This is a genomic window from Fortiea sp. LEGE XX443 (assembly GCF_015206815.1).
Classification (GTDB): Bacteria; Cyanobacteriota; Cyanobacteriia; order Cyanobacteriales; family Nostocaceae; genus Nostoc_B.
On record NZ_JADEXZ010000027.1, the window covers coordinates 50,758 to 68,084 of the forward strand.

A 17,327-nucleotide genomic window follows, 5' to 3' on the forward strand; every position below is an offset into this window, starting at 1 on the left:
GTAGCCGTTTTGAGTAAAAATACTCCCTAGAAGCGATTTTTGTAATTCTGCAAACAGAGATTTCAGTAAAGATGCTACACGGTGCATCTCTAACAAATCTCAAGTAAATCTGAAGGAGTTTATATGAACAAAGGCGAATTGGTTGATGCAGTGGCAGAAAAGGCTAGTGTTACCAAAAAACAAGCAGATCAGGTTTTAACCGCTGCTTTGGAAACCATTATTGAAGCGGTTTCCTCTGGAGATAAAGTCACACTAGTAGGGTTTGGTTCCTTTGAATCACGGGAACGCAAAGCCCGTGAAGGTCGTAATCCCAAAACCAATGAGAAAATGGAAATTCCGGCAACTAAAGTGCCTGCTTTCTCCGCTGGTAAACTCTTTAGAGAAAGAGTCGCACCCCCAAAATCTTAGGTTTTGTTTACGGGATTTTTATTTTGATGCAGCAACCAGCACACGGGGGAAACTTAGCCTGGGCAGCAGCACTGGCTGGCTGTCCCCGTGATGCTATTCTTGATTTTTCTGCAAGCATCAGCCCTTTAGGGCCACCGGATAGTGCGATCGCAGCGATTAAGTCTCAAATTAGTAGTCTGAGGCACTATCCAGAACCAGAATATAGTGAACTGAGACTAGCTCTCAGTCACTTCCATCAATTACCACCAGAGTGGATTTTGCCTGGTAACGGTTCAGCAGAATTATTAACTTTGGTGGGTAGAGAATTAGCGGCGTTAGCTGCAACAATCTTGATCACTCCAGCCTTTGGTGACTATTACCGCACCCTAGCGGCTGATAACGCTAAAGTTCTGGAGTTTCCCATTGATTTAAGTCATTTGTTAATAAACAATGACAGGAGTCTGAGTGAAGATAAACTTCCCTTAGAACTTCGAGGACAAAGCAACAATGACAAAGGACTACTGTTAAACAATCCCCACAATCCAACGGGAAAATTATTTTCGCGGCAGGAAATTTTACCTCTGTTAGAAGAGTTTGCCTTGGTAGTGGTGGATGAAGCGTTTATGGATTTTTTGCCACCCGAAGAAGAACAAAGCCTAATTTCCGTGGTGCAGGAATATGAAAATTTAGTCGTGTTGCGATCGCTCACCAAATTTTACAGTCTACCAGGGCTAAGATTGGGATATGCGATCGCCCACCCTGATTGCCTATTACGATGGCAGTCATGGCGCGATCCTTGGCCTGTCAACAATCTAGCTGCGGCTGCTGCAATTGCGGTAATTAGCGATCGCAATTTCCAACAGCAAACCTGGCAATGGCTACCACCTACACGAAACCAACTGTTTCAGGGTTTGGCCACCATTCCCGGATTGCAGCCTCACACTAGTGCGGCGAACTTTTTACTTGTGGAATCACAACAATCAAGTTCGCAGTTACAGCAACAATTACTCCAACACCATCAGATTTTAATTCGAGATTGCCTGAGCTTTAAAGAATTAGGCGATCGCTTCTTTCGAGTGGCAGTGCGTTCTGTGTCTGACAATCAGCGCTTACTAACAGCGCTTCGAGCATTACTCTAGAATTCGTAATTCGTAATTAAGAATACCAACGACGAATTATGTTGATCTTTTTTGTAGAGACGAGACGATTAGCGTCTCTACAATTAACTAATGACCATTGACAAATGACTAAATGAGTATTGATTATGATGTCGTGATTATTGGCGGCAGTCTTGCCGGACGCTATGCTGCTTTGGCTGCAACCAAACTGCAAGCCAAAGTTGCTTTAGTAGAACCACAAATAAATTACGGATTTATTTATCACCACACTTTCTGCGAAATTGCTAACCGCCTACAGTCTCTCAATGATGCAGCAGGCTTTGGTATACATACCAACCATGCCGACATTGCAGAAAAATGCCACATATCCGTTGCATGGCAAGAGGCAATGCTATACGCAGACGGAGTTGCTGCCAATATCCGCGAACTGAATTCTCTAGCTACACTAGCAGCGCTGGGAGTTGATGTAATTTTTGGTCAGGGTGAATTTCAATCTTCACCTCATTTGGCATTTGCCATTTATGACAATGATAAAAAATCATCATACTCTGCACAACATCAAATCCTCCGCTTGCTACGCGGACGTACTTACTTACTAGCTAGTGGTTCCCGTCCAGCCATTCCCAACATTGAAGGTTTACAAGCCACTGGTTACATTACCTTAGCTAACATTTGGCAGTCGCTCAAAAAACCAACACTACTCCAAAACTGGGTAATTATTGGCGGTGTGCCTCAAAGTATTGAAATAGCTCAAACTTTAGCCCGTTTGGGTTGCAATGTCACCCTAGTAATTAAATATCCTTATATTCTGCAAAATATCGATCCTGAAATTGCTCAACTACTCCAGGCACAATTAGAAGTTGATGGTGTGCGCGTTCTGACTCAAACACTAGTCACTCAAGTCAGACAAATTGAAGATAAAAAATGGATTCAAGCCGGAGACAAAGCAATTGAAACTGATGAAATTTTAGTAGCAACAAGACAAAAACCAAATTTCGAGTCTTTAAATTTAGCAGCAGCAGGTGTGAAATCGTACTGCGATCGCTTAATAGTCAACGATAAACTGCAAACTACCAACAAACGCATTTATGCTTGTGGCGATGTGATTGGTGGTTACGATTTCCCTAACGTTGCTAATTATGAAGCGAGAATTGCTCTCAATAATGCCCTCTTCTTCCCCAGATTGCACGTCAATTATCAACATATTTCTTGGGGAATATTTACTTGCCCAATGTTAGCGCAAGTTGGTTTAACAGAAACACAGGCAAAACGGCAATTTCGCAATCATGAATTTTTAGTTTTACGACAATATTTTAAATCTTTAACAGCAGCACAAATTCAAAGCGAAACTACAGGTATTTGTAAATTAATTGTGCTACGCAATGGCGAAATTTTAGGAGCCACTATCTTAGGTGTAGCAGCAGCAGAATTAATTAATATAATTGCATTAGCTATAGCCCAAAAAATTAAAGTCAAACATTTAGCTAACTTAGCTCCTGTCCATCCCAATTTCTCAGAAATTTTGACCCAAACTGCACAAGAATGGCATCAACAAAAATTAAATAACAATCCAGCTTTACAAGACAGATTAGAAAGCTTCTTCCATTTTCGGCGAAATTGGAATTTATAAATCCTGCTTTTATTCCTGAGGAAAACTCATAACCAGCTTGCGGATGACGGTTTTCCAAATTAGTCCAACTATAATTAGTGCCACACCAACTAACCAAATTTGCCGTTCCACCCAAAACGCCAGAAAAAAGCAAGCCGATAAACCTACCCATGCGATCCATTTAGGATAAAGTCGTTGTTCTTCTGGAATTTGTAATGCGGATAAATCTGTAATGCCGTAGTAAATTAATACAGAAAAAGCACTAAATGACCAAGTTGTTCTGACATCACCAATCAAAACTAGACAAGCTATCACTGTACCCATAATTAATACAGCAATATAAGGTGTAGTTCTCGACGCATTCAAACGAGCGACAAAACTTGGCATATCTTGACGGCGACCCATTGCCAACAATACGCGAGATAAGCCTAAAATCAGGTTGAGCAATACTCCTAATGTTGCTGTGACTGCACCAATTGCCATAATCCAACTACTACCCAGAATATTGAAAGTGCGTGCAGCAACTTCTAGAGGTGCAACTTGTTTACTGGTAACTGCGCCTAGAGTAGGAGCGCCTACTGCACCAATACCCACAACTACCACACCAATATATAGCAGCATCGTAATTCCCAGGGTGATGATCATGGCTCTGGGGATGGTGCGTTCTGGTTCTCTAACTTCTTCGCCCATAGTAGCAATCCGGCCATAACCAGTGTAGGCGACAAACATCAGTGCTGTTGCTTGTAAAACTGCGGCTATGGGGTTTTTTGTGTTATCGGCAATGGGTTGAAAAAAAGGTGTGAAATTATCTAAACCTGCGGATAAAACTACAGGTAAACCAGCAATTATAAAAAATAGCAAAGAAAACAGCGTGATAGAGACGATCGCTATATTGATGACATTTGACCGCTTAATTCCTGTCAGCACAACTAATGTCAGCAGAACTACCGCCACTAAAGCCGTGGGAACTAAGTAATTACTAGCAGGTATCCCCAAAAGATTGAGTAAATAGCCAGCACAGCCTAAAGCAGCCGTAGCAGCCGAAGCCGATTTAGCAACGAGAAACATCCAGCCAGCCGTGAACCCTAGCCAAGGGTTGAGGTATCGGTAGCCATACTCATATGTCCCACCACTAACAGGATGACTAGCAGCGAGTTGAGCGCTATTCAATCCGTTGCAGATAGCCACCAAAGCAGCGATCGCTACAGAAATAATCACAGCCGGCCCAGCAACCCCCGATGCAATACCCACACTCACAAAAACGCCGACACCGACAATAGAACCTAAACCCAAGGCGATCGCACCCAACACTCCCAATTGCCGCTGGAGTGATTGTGTAGGTTTTTGCTGTTGCATATTCCTTACATCTGATTCTTTAGCTAGTTACCCATAAGATACAGCACTTTTTACCATTCATCGTAATACCAATTCGTAATTCGTAATTAAGAAACTCTGATTTGGTCTGGGTTGTGGGGTTTGAATGTGTTGCCTAATTTTAGAGAATTGGTATGAGTTATATAGTCGCTTTGTCACTATCGATAGACCAACTCTCTTAATCTCTAACTCTGCGCTCTCTGCGCCTCTGCGGTTAGTAAAAAAATATTGTTGCAAAAAATGCAACAGCAACAGCAATATTCCCGGAAATTAGTAAGATAACAATAAAAGTTCCGCAATATCTCTGTTGACAAATAAATAATCACCTTTATTTATCCGTTATAGCCACAGGTTAATACATTGGTTGTTCAGATCCCCGACTTGAAGAAGTCCAGGATCTCGTAGCCCATCATAAGTATCAGGCAGTGCTTTAAGCTAACCAAATCATGAAAAATCCTCTTCCCCACTCCCTTTTTTTGCCATTATTGCTGAGTTCGCTGCTGCTATCTGATACAGTCAGCGCAACATCAAAAACTCAAGGGTTAAAGATAGCACAACAACCAACCCAAGCAGACGCAACCCGCGCCGCAGCACAACAAGCATTTAATGAAGGATTAGAGTTATATCAGCAAGGTACAGCCGAAAGCTTACGACAAGCACTTGCCAAATTTCAAATTGCTTTACCCCTGTGGCAGAAACTAGGTGATAAATCTAACGAAGCTTTGACTCTATTAGGAACTGGTACAGTCTACAACGCATTAGGAGAAAAGCAGCAAGCTCTGTCATCTTACAACCAAGCTCTGCCTCTATATCGTGCGGTGGGCGATCGCTCCGGGGAAGCTACCACTCTCAATAATATTGGTACAGTCTACGACGCTTTAGGAGAAAAGGAGAAAGCACTGTCATTTTACAACCAAGCTCTGCCCCTCAGACGTGCAGTGGGCGATCGCTCCGGGGAAGCTACCACTCTCAATAACATTGGTAAAGTCTAAGACGCTTTAGGAGAAAAGGAGAAAGCACTGTCATTTTACAACCAAGCTCTGCCCCTCAGACGTGCAGTGGGCGATCGCTCCGGGGAAGCAAACACACTCTACAACGTCGCTTACGTAGAACGAGACAAAGGCAACTTGCAAGCCGCACTCACCCAAATCGAAGCAGCTGTCAAAATCATCGAAGAATTACGCACCAAAATTGACGACCAAGAATTGCGTACTTCCTACTTCGCCACCGTACAAGACTATTATCAGTTTTACATCGACTTGCTAATGCAGTTGCACAAAAAAGAACCATCTAAAGGTTACGCCGCACAAGCATTACATATCAGCGAACGCTCCCGTGCTAGGAGTTTGATAGAACTATTAACTGAAGCCAACATTGATATTCGCAAAAATATTACACCCGATTTAGCAGCCGCAGAACAACGTCTGCAACTGTTACGGGAAGCCAAAGAAAAACAACTATCACAACTTGCCAGTCAACAGCAACCATCAACAGAAATCATCGCTGCTACCAAAAAAGAAATCGAAGACATACTCAACCAACAGCGAGAACTCACAAATAAAATTCGGGCGACTAACCCAGAGTATGCGGCGTTGAAATATCCCCAACCCCTCACCTTGCCGCAAATTCAGCAACAACTTGATAAAGACACACTGCTATTGCAATACTCCGTAGGTGAAGAACGCAGTTATCTCTGGGCTGTTACACCCAATTCTCTCCACAGTTACGAACTACCAGGACGCGACAAGATAGGCCAAGCCGTAGAAAAATATCAAAAACCGTTACTCATCTGCCAAAAACCAAACGTTAACTGTCAAGAACGTTCTCCTGCCCAAAAAGCCGAATTTTTCCAAGCTGCAACCCAACTAAGTCAAATCATTCTCGCACCCGTGGCTGATAAGTTAGGTGACAAACGCTTAGTCATTGTTGCTGATGGCGCATTGCAAGATATCCCCTTCGCCGCCTTAGTTGCACCAAACACTCCCGCCACGAATCAAAAAGATTACCAGCCTCTCATTCTACAGCATGAAATTGTCAATTTGCCCTCGATGACGGCGATCGCTACCCATAGGCAAAAACTTCGTCAACGTCAACCCGCGCCCAAAACCCTAGCCATTCTTGCTAACCCCGTCTTCAAACCCAATGATACAAGGGTGACAGGCAAACCAGAAGGCGTTACACCAAACTTAGACACACGCGATCAATTGGAACAGTCTGCCTTAAAACGAGCAGCACGAAGTCTCAACCGCAGCGAGTGGGATGCGCTTCCTGGTACGCAGAAAGAAGCTGAGGCGATTTTGCCGCTAGTACCACCTGCAAGTAGCTTGTCTGCCTTTAATTTTGATGCTAACTATGACTGGGTAACAAATAAACAACTGTCACAATATCGCTACGTTCATTTTGCTACTCATGGCTTTGCTGATCCGACAAACCCAGAATTATCGGGAATTGTGCTGTCTTTGGTAAACAAGCAAGGTCAATCTACTCGTGGTTATCTGCGGCTTGGTGATATTTTCAACCTTGATTTACCTGCGGAATTGGTGGTGTTGAGTGCCTGTGAAACTGGTTTAGGTAAGGATGTCAAAGGTGAGGGATTAGTAGGATTGACACGGGGTTTAATGTATGCGGGTTCGGCTAGTGTGGCGTTGTCGTTATGGCAGGTGAATGATGCAGCAACACCTGAACTGATGAAGGAATTTTACAAGCAAATATTGGAGGGGAAGAAGTCGCCAAATGCGGCTTTACGTGCGGCGCAAATAGCGATGTTACAAAACAAAGATTGGCGTTATCCCTATTATTGGGCGGCGTTTACGATTCAGGGTGAGTGGCAGTGAGGAGGGTTAAACGCAGAGAAACGCGGAGGTTGGCGCAAAGTAACGCAAAGTAGAAGATTTTTTAAGCTGATTCTCATTGAGAAATGGTATTAGTGTTCACAAATAAAGGAGTTTTATTTCATGAATAACAAATCTATCCTATTTATCTCTGGTTTTGTTGGTGTTATGAGTTTGGGGATTTGGGTATCTGTGGAAGCACAGACGCAAAAACAACCTGAGCCAACGGCAGCCCCCGCACTGAAGGAAGCGAGTCAATTACAATTACAAAATAATGGCAAACCATTTAAGCCAGAAGAATTGGAGCAATCAAATAAACCTATTAAAAAAGGGACACGGGGGACGATAGGCCGAGATGACCGTCTGCCGATGTTAAGTAGTAACTATCCGTGGTCAACGGTTGGTCGCATTGTTGGTGAACAATCAAATTCCCAAACTTACACTTGTACGGGAACTTTGATTGATGAGGATATTGTTTTAACTAATGCTCACTGTGTAATTGACCCAAAAACTGGTAAAGTTGCAAGCCGAGTTGTTTTTCTGCCAAATGTGGTTGATGGTAAATATAAAGATAGAGCTAATGCTGTGCAGTATCTCGCTGGCACTAATTTTAAAGATAAAAATGCTGCGGCTAAGGATTGGGCAGTTGTGAAAATAGATAAACCTCTTGGTCGTAAATATGGTTATCTGGGCTGGAAGTCTCTGCCTTCTTCTACTTTAATTCGCAATGAGAAAAGATTCTTTTTCGTGGGTTATTCTGGTGATTATCCCCAAGCAGATACAGAAAAATTTTGGGGTTTAACAGCAGGTCAGGGATGGACAGCAGGTTTTCAAGCTGGTTGCAGTATTGTTGACGATCGCTCAAATATCTTATTACATGATTGCGACACTGCGGGTGGTTCCTCTGGTGGCCCGATTGTCGCTTCTATTGAAGGTGAGCCTTATATTGTGGCTTTAAATAATGCAGAAATTTTAGATGAAAAAACTGGACAAGGCGTGATTAACTTGGCCGTGAAGATATCTTTTTTGGATCGGTTGTTTGGCAAAAAATAAGTTATCAGGTTGCTTGAGACATAACAGACGGATAACATCTTCATCTGATAGTTGGGTGTGTCATAAGTTTTTAGATGATGCACCTCACACTTCGTTAATGCTTAGTTGAGAAAAGCCTATTTAACTATAAATATCTTGGCGATTCCAACTTTGTGAATTGTAATTATCTGCATTTCTGTCTCAAATGAGTAAAGAATTCGATAGTCACCCACTCTGAGTTTGAAAAAACCACTGAGATCAGCACTAAGAGTTTGAGGACTTACATCATCGAAATTTTTAGATAACCAATGAATTTTACGCAAAATTCGTTGTTGAATAGTTGAGGTGAGTGCTTCTAAATTCGTTGTTGCTTCCTTTATAAACTCAACAGAGTAACTCATTCCCAGTTCAAGCCCAATTTTTTAGCAACTTCCTCAGCTGTGATTCCTTGTTCTCCTGCTTGGGTGCGCTGTAGGGACTGAAGCAGTTGCTGCTTGACTTCTGGTTTTACTTGTTTACCTTCATCTGGGTCAATTAGTAGAGATTGGAGTGTTTCAGCAACAGTCTCCTGAATTATGAGCTTGAGTTCTTCTACAGTCAAATCTTTGACTTGCATAGGATTAATAGATCATGACGATTTACTCTATATTGTGGCATTTGCTAGAAGCGATCGCCTTTCTTCCCTCTTCTACCCTCTAGGGGAAAATACAATAGAAATAAATACTTTAAAATGAACCAGGTAGACTATCTCCGCATTAGTTTAATCGATCGCTGCAATTTCCGCTGTCAATACTGTATGCCGGAAGGTGTAGAACTAGAATATGCTCTCAAGCAACAATTACTCACCGACGCGGAACTACTCACCCTAATTCAAGAGGTGTTTATTCCTGTTGGTTTTACGCAGTTTCGCTTAACAGGGGGGGAGCCTTTGTTGCGTCCTGGTGTTGTAGAGTTGGTAAAAGCGATCGCATCATTGCCTGCAACTAAAGATTTGTCGATGACAACCAATGGGTTTTTACTTGCTCCCATCGCCCACAGTCTTTACGATGCAGGTTTACGCCGGATCAATATTAGCCTAGATTCCCTTGATCCCGACATTTTTGACCAAATTATTGGTAATCGCGGCCGTTCTCGCTGGCAACAAGTCTGGGATGGCATTCAAGCCGCCTACAATGTGGGATTTGACCCTCTGAAGCTCAATGTAGTGGTGATACCCGGTGTTAATGACCATGAAGTTCTCGACTTAGCCGCCCTCACCATTGACAAACAATGGCATGTCAGATTTATTGAATTTATGCCGATTGGCAATTCGCAATTATTTGGCGATCGCGGTTGGATATCTTCTGCTGATTTACGTCAGCAAATCCGCGAACAATGGGGATTGACAGAATCTCAAGTGCGTGGTAGCGGTCCTGCTGATGTTTTTCAAATTCCTGGAGCAAAGGGGACACTAGGATTTATTAGTCAGATGTCAGAATGTTTTTGCGATCGTTGTAACCGGATGCGTTTGAGCGCTGATGGTTGGTTACGTCCCTGTTTATTAAATGAAACAGGCCAACTTGATTTAAAAACTGCTTTACGTACTGGTATTAAAACTAGTCAATTACAAGAGCAAGTCAGACACTTATTGGCAATTAAGCCAGAAATTAACTTTAAAGGACGCGATTCTGGCACTACTGGCACATACACTCGCACTATGTCCCAAATTGGCGGCTAAACAAAAAAGTCTGAAGGATGAATTTGGTATTTCATACTTCATACTTCAGACTTTCTCTAGGCTTGTCGTGAATAGTATTCCACAACCAGCAGTTCGTTAACTTGTAGAGCCACCCACTCGCGCTCAATGACACTGTTAACCTTACCCACTAGCTTATTTTTGTCAAATTCCAGATGACTGGGAAGGTTAGCTAAACCAGGATATTGCAAGTTAGTTTCTACTAGCTTCCGTGATTGTGCTTTATCCCTAACAGCAATTACCTCACCGGGACGGCATTGGTAGCTGGCAATATTTACTACACGGCCGTTTACTGTTACGTGGCTATGATTCACCAGCTGACGCGCTGCTGGAATTGTGGGAGCCATACCCAAGCGGAAAACGGTATTATCCAAGCGCATTTCTAGAAATTGCAACAGTACTTGTCCGGTAGAACCAGTAATGCGTCTGGCTTTACGCACATAGCGCAGTAGTTGCTTTTCAGTTATACCGTAGTTAAAACGGAGCTTTTGCTTTTCTTCTAGACGAATAGCATATTCAGAACGCTTTTTGCGGTTCTGACCATGCTGACCCGGTGGATAGGCGCGTCTTGCGCTTTTACGAGTTAATCCTGGTAATTCGCCTAAGCGGCGTGCAATTCTGAGGCGTGGCCCTCTGTATCGGGACATGAGTTTCCTTAATCTAATGCTGTTTAAACTTTACTCAGACATACTATTATAAATATCTGTAAATCAAAAATGCTAAAAGTCCTAAATTTAATCATCAAAAATTTATAAATAATAATTCAGGAGTCATTTGCCAGAATCCAGAATCTCAATCAGAGTTGTCGCACATTTGAGTTAGCATAACTTAGAGTCTTTGGAAAATGGCAATGGGAACACAAAAGGTTAGTAAAGCTAGAAAACCTCAAGGCTGGTCTATTTTTGGGATACTCAACACTCAAACAATTCGGTGGACTACACCAGTTTTAGCTATGGCTGGACTGTGGGTTAATATCCTTCCCAGTCCGGCTCTGACATTATTCTCTAATGATAATGATAATTACCGTGTGTGTGCTGCCCAACTTTTGAAAGCAGGTGTGACAGCACAAGCCGCAGCCCAAGGTTGTGCCACAGCAATACGTCCTATAGACCTAGCTGCTTGTGTAGCGACAATTAAACAGAGAACAAAAATTGACCCAACAGATGCACTTGCTTCCTGTACAAGGGCGCGTCGTCCTAGGGAATTAGCTGGCTGTGTTGTAGGTGTCAGCCTCAATACAAAAGAAGAAATTAACCCAGCGGTTTTAAATTACTGTAGTCGCAGTTTATTGCCTGTGACTTTTGCTCAGTGTGTGGTTGGTTTGCGAAAAGAAATTTCTTTGACACCTATGCAGGCGTTAGATACTTGTATCGACGCTAGTGAAAGAGCTAATGGGATTACGACTTCACCGACATTACCATAACCATTATTGGCTACTCATTAGTTGCTCAATTGTCAATAGCGACTGGTCTTTTAACTAAAGGTAACCCTGTTTATTTATATAAAGCTAAAAAATACTGCTCATCCAACTTTTAAGAGCGGATGGCAACGGAAGCATCCTGCTATTCGAGACAAGTAATCAGCTAAGTCTCTGATTTTCGCAGCAGGAGCCTACCCGTCGATATGGCTAAACATTTTGATTTGAGATTCACCAGTTGCTGAATTTTACGATGACCTTCTTAATCTAGCAGAAGGTCTATTCGTCTTCTTTTCTACCAAAAACCATCTGTAAAATCATGGGAATACCACCACTTTGGTGATACTTATCTGCCCAAGCGCGGATAACTTCATCAAGTTCTTCCATTGCTTGATCCCATTTTTCTGGTGGAATATCAAGTTCTTCTAAGGCACGCATAGAGTTTGGTCTTTTTTCTGCCCAATTTTTCATCATCCGAAAATACCGAGCCGTATCTTCCAGCATGATGTAAGTACGTTCTTGATCGTCTGCTGGGGCATAAAAAGGACGGGTAAGGGCATAGAAGGGCATTCCCCAAGGAGAATCTATTCTAGTTACCGTACCTGAGTAGAGGAGACGACGCTTAATGTGTTCTGCTAAGGCTTCACTCAAGGGCATTTGATGCTCAGGAGGGAGGACTTCTTGCGATCGCTTGTGCAGAAATTCAATCAGTTCCAGAAACTCAAAAGAGCTAACTAACTGTGCGTCAGGTAAGTTATTTGGTAGTTTCTGCTCAATTTGTCTTTTTTCTTCACTGGTCAGACTAGTACCTGGAACCCGCGATCGGCCTGGTTGCCAAGGATATTTTTCCATCCAAACATAAGGCAGTTGAATCAGATAGCGTGGTTCTTGAGAACCCAGCATTTTCAGCAGTTTGCCTTCTGTTACTGCTTGTCTGACTTCTTCTACAATAATTTTTACTCTTTTTGGCTCCAGGTGGTGCAAATGACCAGTCATTCTCAGGTTTTGACCCTGTTCAAGATAGGTCATATAAATTGCACACTTAGCTGCGGTGGCTGCTGCATCTAAGAATGCCCCATGCCTATGCCCACTCGTCCGCATGGCACTAAAAGCCAGATAAAGCATGATCTGATCCATCGCACTAGGGCCAAGACGTTTGATCAGATCTATGTCGTTACTCATATTACAGACAGTTGAATAGCACGTTTACAGATTTATAGTCAAAGTAAAGTAAGTAGTATACACCCAAATTTAGGCGATGTCTTTACCAAGAAAGAATTCAGGTTTCAGTAGCTAGAATCCAGTATGGATGCTGTAGAAAGCACATCAAATTTTTACTTTGGTAGTCTCTAAATTAGCGACAGATTTACATCTTCTACTAATTGATTCTGAATACTGAATTTTGACTTCTTTGTTAATTGGGACTTTTTAAGATGTTGTGGTTATGAGGTTACTGGTGGTAGAGACTGCTAATTGCTCCGCATCTTATAGCAAATTGCTGCTCAAAAAAAGCATTTTTTTTGCTATTGTTACCCTTTCCTGACAGAACCCGAAATAACCGTTCATTTTCTCTACTGGTAGTTTTACCAACTACAAAGTCATCTAGCCTTCCAGTTTAATCTACAAAGATTACCTTTCAGATCAAGACTTTTTTCATCTTTTGCTAGTAACAATAGGAGATTTGCTTGCTTCCTCTTGTGGTTACACACCTTAATTGCTGAAATAGCAGTAACTAGCTGATGAATTTCTTTGGGCGTGGAGAGAATTTTGGTTACTCGTTGATTCTCTGTTAGTGAGAGTAATCTTGGAGTCAACCATCTACTGAACTTGAAAAAATTAACAGGTTCAATAGTTGTAGGCTACCATCATGCTCACAGCTTCTAACAATGTTTGGGTAGTTCAGGGAGCTTTCGGAAAAACTTAATCCTTGAATAGGTGAGATTTTTCCAATCCTAAAAATACCTTCTTTTGTCTTACTTCATGATATTATATTTTGTCACTTTTTTTATCAATTTGATGTAAATTAACGTATTCTTAATACTAGTTTAAAGCTATATTTAAATACTTTATATAATTCCAATTATAATAAAATCATGACATTTTAATAATTACCAAAATTTTCTCTTTAATGTATCAGTGAATCCTGGCAATCTCAGTCATAGTGTTACTGCAAAGTCACTGATTTACAAAGTATCTAAATGATGGAGGTAGTAAAAATGTCAATAAGTTTTTACAGAGAAAACTTAGAATAATCAAAATATTTATTCTTTGCTTTGTACTAAATACTTGAGTGTTTTACCCCTAATAAGTAGTTTATAAAGATTTGATACTTTGTTATTTTTATAATATACAGGTGTCTGGTATGCAATGCAATCAACAGCTTATTTAACCCTCTGGTGGTATGATGAGAATGTCTTGTATAATTCTTAAGAAAATATAAAAAATTGAAAAGTTAAAAATCAGAGGTTACAAGAATTAGATTTTTAACTTTCACTACTATTTGGTTGGCTGCTGTGTTTCATTTAAATTTCAGAGCTAGAAGATTTAACCTGATTACGCATTTTCTCAAAACTGAAAGCTGCGGCACCAAAAGTTACAAATAAGACTCCTAAAATCTGAATAACTTCTAAAGTTTCCTGAATCAATAAACCTGCAAAAACTACGGTTAAAATTGGTACGCCTGCGCCGATGATTGCCGATCGCAATGCGCCGAGTTTACGAATACCAACATTGTTGAGAACGTAGCTTAAAAGTGTCAGCACACCCAAAATAAAAGCACTTAAAATAATCTCCAGCAACTTAGAATTATCAATGGCTAAACTCAAATTGCTTGGTAAGGGTAACATCAAGCCAATAAAGCTCAAAACAAACATCGTAGTGAAACTAATTAAAGTAAAAGACACTGGATGCAGTTTAGCAGCGCAGATTCGTGTGAGCATGACATAGCAAGCAAACGCTACACCACCAAAAATTGCGGCACCACTCCCAACGGAAAAATCGCTAATTCCAGCATTTGCAGCGCCGCCTAAAACCAACAATTCGCCCAAGAAAATAGAACCAATTGCAGCAAAGCGCAATCCATTGGGCCGATCGCGGAATAAAAACCAAGACAAAAGTCCGCTAATACTGGGATAGATAAAGAAAAGTGCGATCGCCATGCCTGTAGTCACTTGACCGATAGCCATGTAAACTAGCACCTGAGATAAAAACAAAAAGCATCCACTGGCGATTGATAGTTGCAAAACCCTCTGGGTTTTTACCTTCGTAGCTGAAGGCTTACCGCGTAATGATTCCAACAAGTTTTTAATATCTTGCCAAACCTGGGGGTGCATCATAGGCGCTAACAGCAGAGTTAGTGGTACAACTACTGCCAACCGTAGCAACAAAATTAATAAAATATTCCCCAAAGTCGGTGATAGTAAGCGTTCTATTGCCAAGCTACCAAGAACCGCAGAGTCTTGGTGGAACATCATTTTGACGGCTACGTTATAAAGTGATGACACCACAGTAGACAAGACAATTAGTAAAAAACCAATTTGGATTGGTGATAAAGCTTGGGATTTGCCTAACTTAGTTGATGAAGGTGGAGATATAGTTTCACTTTCAGATAAATTCGGTTTGAGAACAGAAACTGGCTCACTGTAATTATGAGACGAAGATTTTGGTTGACTTTCTGGCAAATTTTCGCGCAGTACAGAATTTTGTTGACTCGCCTGAACTTTGGTGACGGAGGATGGTGTTTCACTTTCCGCAACATCCTGTTTAGGTAAAGAACTTGGTTCCAGGGGTTTTTCTTTCGGCGGAAAGTCTTTGGGCGCGATAGAAATTGGCTGGGTTGGACTTTCCTTAACTGGTAGAATGATGACGGCTGAGGGTGATATTGGTATAGAAGATGTAGTCTCGTTTTTAGATAAGTCTTCAGCAGGGCTTTTAGTTACTTCTGATAATAGTGGGTAAGTTTCTAAGGGAGTCGCCGACGATCGCTCATTTGGTTGTAAAACTGTCGGTGATGATATTTTTAACGAACTTTCTGGCGATCGCTCACTCGCTTGTAAAATTGTTGGTGGTGATACTTTTAACGAACTCTCCGCTGCTGGTTCATTTGGTTGCAAAACCGTCGGTGGTGATGGTTTTGTTACTTGGGTAGTTTCTTTGATGGCTTTTGTTAATTCCCCACGCAGGTGATTAACTAATTCTTCAACAATAACTTCTCCCTGCTCCTGCTGGCTTTGCATCCGGGATAATTGCTGAGAAAGATTACCTTGGTAGTTTTTCAGTTCTTGTTGCAGCGAGTTAAAGGTAATTGTCAGAGTGTCATCCAAGCTACCCAGCATTTGTTTAATCTGCTCATTACTTTCGGCTGACTTTAGTACCGCTTGTTCATCAGCCTCACTCATCTTGAGTTGACTAGCTAAATTCTTGAGTGATGATTGCAGTTGTGAAGATATATGCTTGGCTAAAACTTCTGCCAACTGACGAATTAACACTTGCTGCTCAGTTATTTGTCGCACTTGTTGTAAGTGTTCTTTTTCCTCCAGCAGCTTTTGAATGTCATCGTAGAGTTTTTCTTTTTCTGTTTGTAGACGCTTTATATCTTCTTGTAAAGATTTAAGCACATTTTGTTGGAGATGTTCTAAATCCTCCACAACAGCCCAGAGTGCTGTTTCTGCCGATCTAGATAGTTCGCCTCTGACTCGCGGGTTGTCTGGTCGTTTTTCAAATCGCCCCATTAGCTTCTAACCTCTAACACCTTGAAGATAAAGCTGCTTCCCGTAAATTTCCTTGGCGCTCATCCTAATTTTCAGTATTTTGTCAGATAAACCAAAAAATTTAACAAGATTTACGCGTATCAAAGTAATTCTGTCATGCTGAACACAGCTTGGTAAAGTATATGGTTTTTGGTCACATACTGTTTGCCATGTATCAGTCTTAAAATTCCATCCTTTGAAAGTGAGATTTTTTTGATGGAAAATACATCACCCAATATAAATACTTGTTATTTTGATAGCAACAGTAATTTTTAAATACTTGCAATTAAGTGCATTCTGATCATTAGAGATGCCAACTTTGTAAAAGTTAGATTTAAATTAATGCAGAATGTAACTTTGGTAACATTTTATATTTCTCCTAAAGACTAAATCGTTGTGTTTTGGAATTTCCAAATATTATTGCTCCTAGGGAATATTTTAGCTAATTTCAGGAATTTTAAGAGATAGTAGGCTATGGGAAGTCAGAAAGTAAAAGGCAAAAAATTCTATTTTTTGACTTTTGAGTTTTTACTTTTAGCCTTTGTATACCCAATCTCCTCTTCTAGCTAGTACAAAAAAATCCGAGCAATACTAAAAATAACTGCACTGAGAACGGCACTCAAAGGAACTGTAATTAGCCATGCAGCAGCAATACCTTGCAGGGTTTGGAATTTAATTGAATTTATGCTTTGTACCATACCAATACCAACTACACCACCAACAAGGGCGTGGGAAGTGGAGACAGGTAAGCCTAACCGGGAAGCTAAAAGTATGGTAGCGGCGGTTGCAAGTTCCGCACAAAACCCGCTACTAGGTTGCAAAGCAATGATGTTTTCGCCGATGGTAGCAATGACTTTTTTACCCCAAATGGCTAAACCTGTAACGATACCTGCACCACCCACAAGAAGAATCCACAAGGGGATAGTAATGCCATTTGCAGGTACGTTACCAGTAGTGTTGATATAAACGATCGCCGCTAAGGGAGCGATCGCATTTCCCACATCATTGGAACCATGTGCAAAAGCTACAAAACAAGCGCTGAGGAGTTGGAATCGTCCGAATAATCTTTCTATGGG

Annotated in this window: 15 protein-coding genes; 8 read left to right on the forward strand and 7 right to left on the reverse strand. The window is 41.3% G+C overall.

What is annotated here, in order from left to right; genetic code table 11:
* The first annotated feature begins 123 nt into the window (after positions 1-123).
* The 3 genes from IQ259_RS12560 to IQ259_RS12570 all read left to right on the forward strand — a co-directional run bounded on the left by IQ259_RS12560 (position 124) and on the right by IQ259_RS12570 (position 3,135).
* Positions 124-408: an HU family DNA-binding protein gene (locus IQ259_RS12560; protein WP_193885139.1), complete on the forward strand. Its 285-nt coding sequence runs from the start codon at positions 124-126 to the stop codon at positions 406-408.
* A 26-nt stretch (positions 409-434) separates the two neighbouring features.
* On the forward strand, positions 435-1,526 hold the full coding sequence (gene cobD / locus IQ259_RS12565) for a threonine-phosphate decarboxylase CobD (protein ID WP_193885141.1): 1,092 nt from the start codon (positions 435-437) through the stop codon (positions 1,524-1,526).
* Between the two features lie 112 nt (positions 1,527-1,638).
* Positions 1,639-3,135, forward strand: coding sequence for an NAD(P)/FAD-dependent oxidoreductase (locus tag IQ259_RS12570; RefSeq protein ID WP_193885143.1), 1,497 nt, complete (start codon positions 1,639-1,641; stop codon positions 3,133-3,135).
* Between the two features lie 9 nt (positions 3,136-3,144).
* Here the strand turns inward: IQ259_RS12570 and IQ259_RS12575 are convergent, their stop codons facing one another.
* Complete coding sequence (locus IQ259_RS12575) at positions 3,145-4,470, reverse strand: APC family permease (RefSeq protein ID WP_193885145.1); 1,326 nt, start codon at positions 4,468-4,470, stop codon at positions 3,145-3,147.
* 464 nt (positions 4,471-4,934) lie between these two features.
* Here IQ259_RS12575 and IQ259_RS27160 point away from each other — a divergent pair, with 464 nt between their 5' ends.
* From IQ259_RS27160 to IQ259_RS12585, 3 genes are all read left to right on the forward strand, one after another.
* Positions 4,935-5,480: a tetratricopeptide repeat protein gene (locus IQ259_RS27160; RefSeq protein ID WP_228014507.1), complete on the forward strand. Its 546-nt coding sequence runs from the start codon at positions 4,935-4,937 to the stop codon at positions 5,478-5,480.
* Positions 5,481-5,546: 66 nt separating this feature from the next.
* Complete coding sequence (locus tag IQ259_RS12580) at positions 5,547-7,322, forward strand: CHAT domain-containing protein (RefSeq protein WP_339383876.1); 1,776 nt, start codon at positions 5,547-5,549, stop codon at positions 7,320-7,322.
* Positions 7,323-7,442: 120 nt separating this feature from the next.
* The gene (locus tag IQ259_RS12585; RefSeq protein WP_193885147.1) at positions 7,443-8,372 is read left to right on the forward strand and encodes a serine protease; all 930 of its coding nucleotides are present in this window, start codon (positions 7,443-7,445) and stop codon (positions 8,370-8,372) included.
* A gap of 116 nt (positions 8,373-8,488) precedes the next feature.
* On the opposite strand, the gene IQ259_RS12590 is transcribed toward IQ259_RS12585, so the two are convergent.
* The gene (locus tag IQ259_RS12590; protein WP_193885149.1) at positions 8,489-8,752 is read right to left on the reverse strand and encodes a type II toxin-antitoxin system RelE/ParE family toxin; all 264 of its coding nucleotides are present in this window, start codon (positions 8,750-8,752) and stop codon (positions 8,489-8,491) included.
* On the reverse strand, positions 8,749-8,967 hold the full coding sequence (locus IQ259_RS12595) for a hypothetical protein (RefSeq protein ID WP_193885151.1): 219 nt from the start codon (positions 8,965-8,967) through the stop codon (positions 8,749-8,751). The genes IQ259_RS12590 and IQ259_RS12595 overlap by 4 nt, the downstream gene beginning before the upstream one ends.
* 114 nt (positions 8,968-9,081) lie before the next feature.
* On the opposite strand from IQ259_RS12595, the gene moaA reads away from it, so the two are divergent.
* Complete coding sequence (gene moaA / locus IQ259_RS12600; RefSeq protein ID WP_193885153.1) at positions 9,082-10,068, forward strand: GTP 3',8-cyclase MoaA; 987 nt, start codon at positions 9,082-9,084, stop codon at positions 10,066-10,068.
* A gap of 56 nt (positions 10,069-10,124) precedes the next feature.
* Here moaA and rpsD read toward each other — a convergent pair whose 3' ends face one another.
* A complete protein-coding gene (gene rpsD / locus IQ259_RS12605) occupies positions 10,125-10,733 on the reverse strand; it encodes a 30S ribosomal protein S4 (protein WP_193885156.1) in 609 nt (202 codons plus the stop codon).
* 203 nt (positions 10,734-10,936) lie between these two features.
* Between rpsD and IQ259_RS12610 the strand changes: the two genes are divergently transcribed.
* A complete protein-coding gene (locus IQ259_RS12610) occupies positions 10,937-11,509 on the forward strand; it encodes a hypothetical protein (RefSeq protein ID WP_339383877.1) in 573 nt (190 codons plus the stop codon).
* Positions 11,510-11,782: 273 nt separating this feature from the next.
* Here the strand turns inward: IQ259_RS12610 and hetR are convergent, their stop codons facing one another.
* The 3 genes from hetR to IQ259_RS12625 form a co-directional block, all read right to left on the reverse strand.
* A complete protein-coding gene (hetR, locus tag IQ259_RS12615; RefSeq protein ID WP_193885159.1) occupies positions 11,783-12,685 on the reverse strand; it encodes a heterocyst differentiation master regulator HetR in 903 nt (300 codons plus the stop codon).
* Between the two features lie 1,340 nt (positions 12,686-14,025).
* Positions 14,026-16,233: an EamA family transporter gene (locus IQ259_RS12620; protein ID WP_193885161.1), complete on the reverse strand. Its 2,208-nt coding sequence runs from the start codon at positions 16,231-16,233 to the stop codon at positions 14,026-14,028.
* A 584-nt stretch (positions 16,234-16,817) separates the two neighbouring features.
* A partial coding sequence (locus tag IQ259_RS12625; protein ID WP_193885163.1) for an inorganic phosphate transporter occupies positions 16,818-17,327 on the reverse strand: 510 nt, incomplete at its 5' end.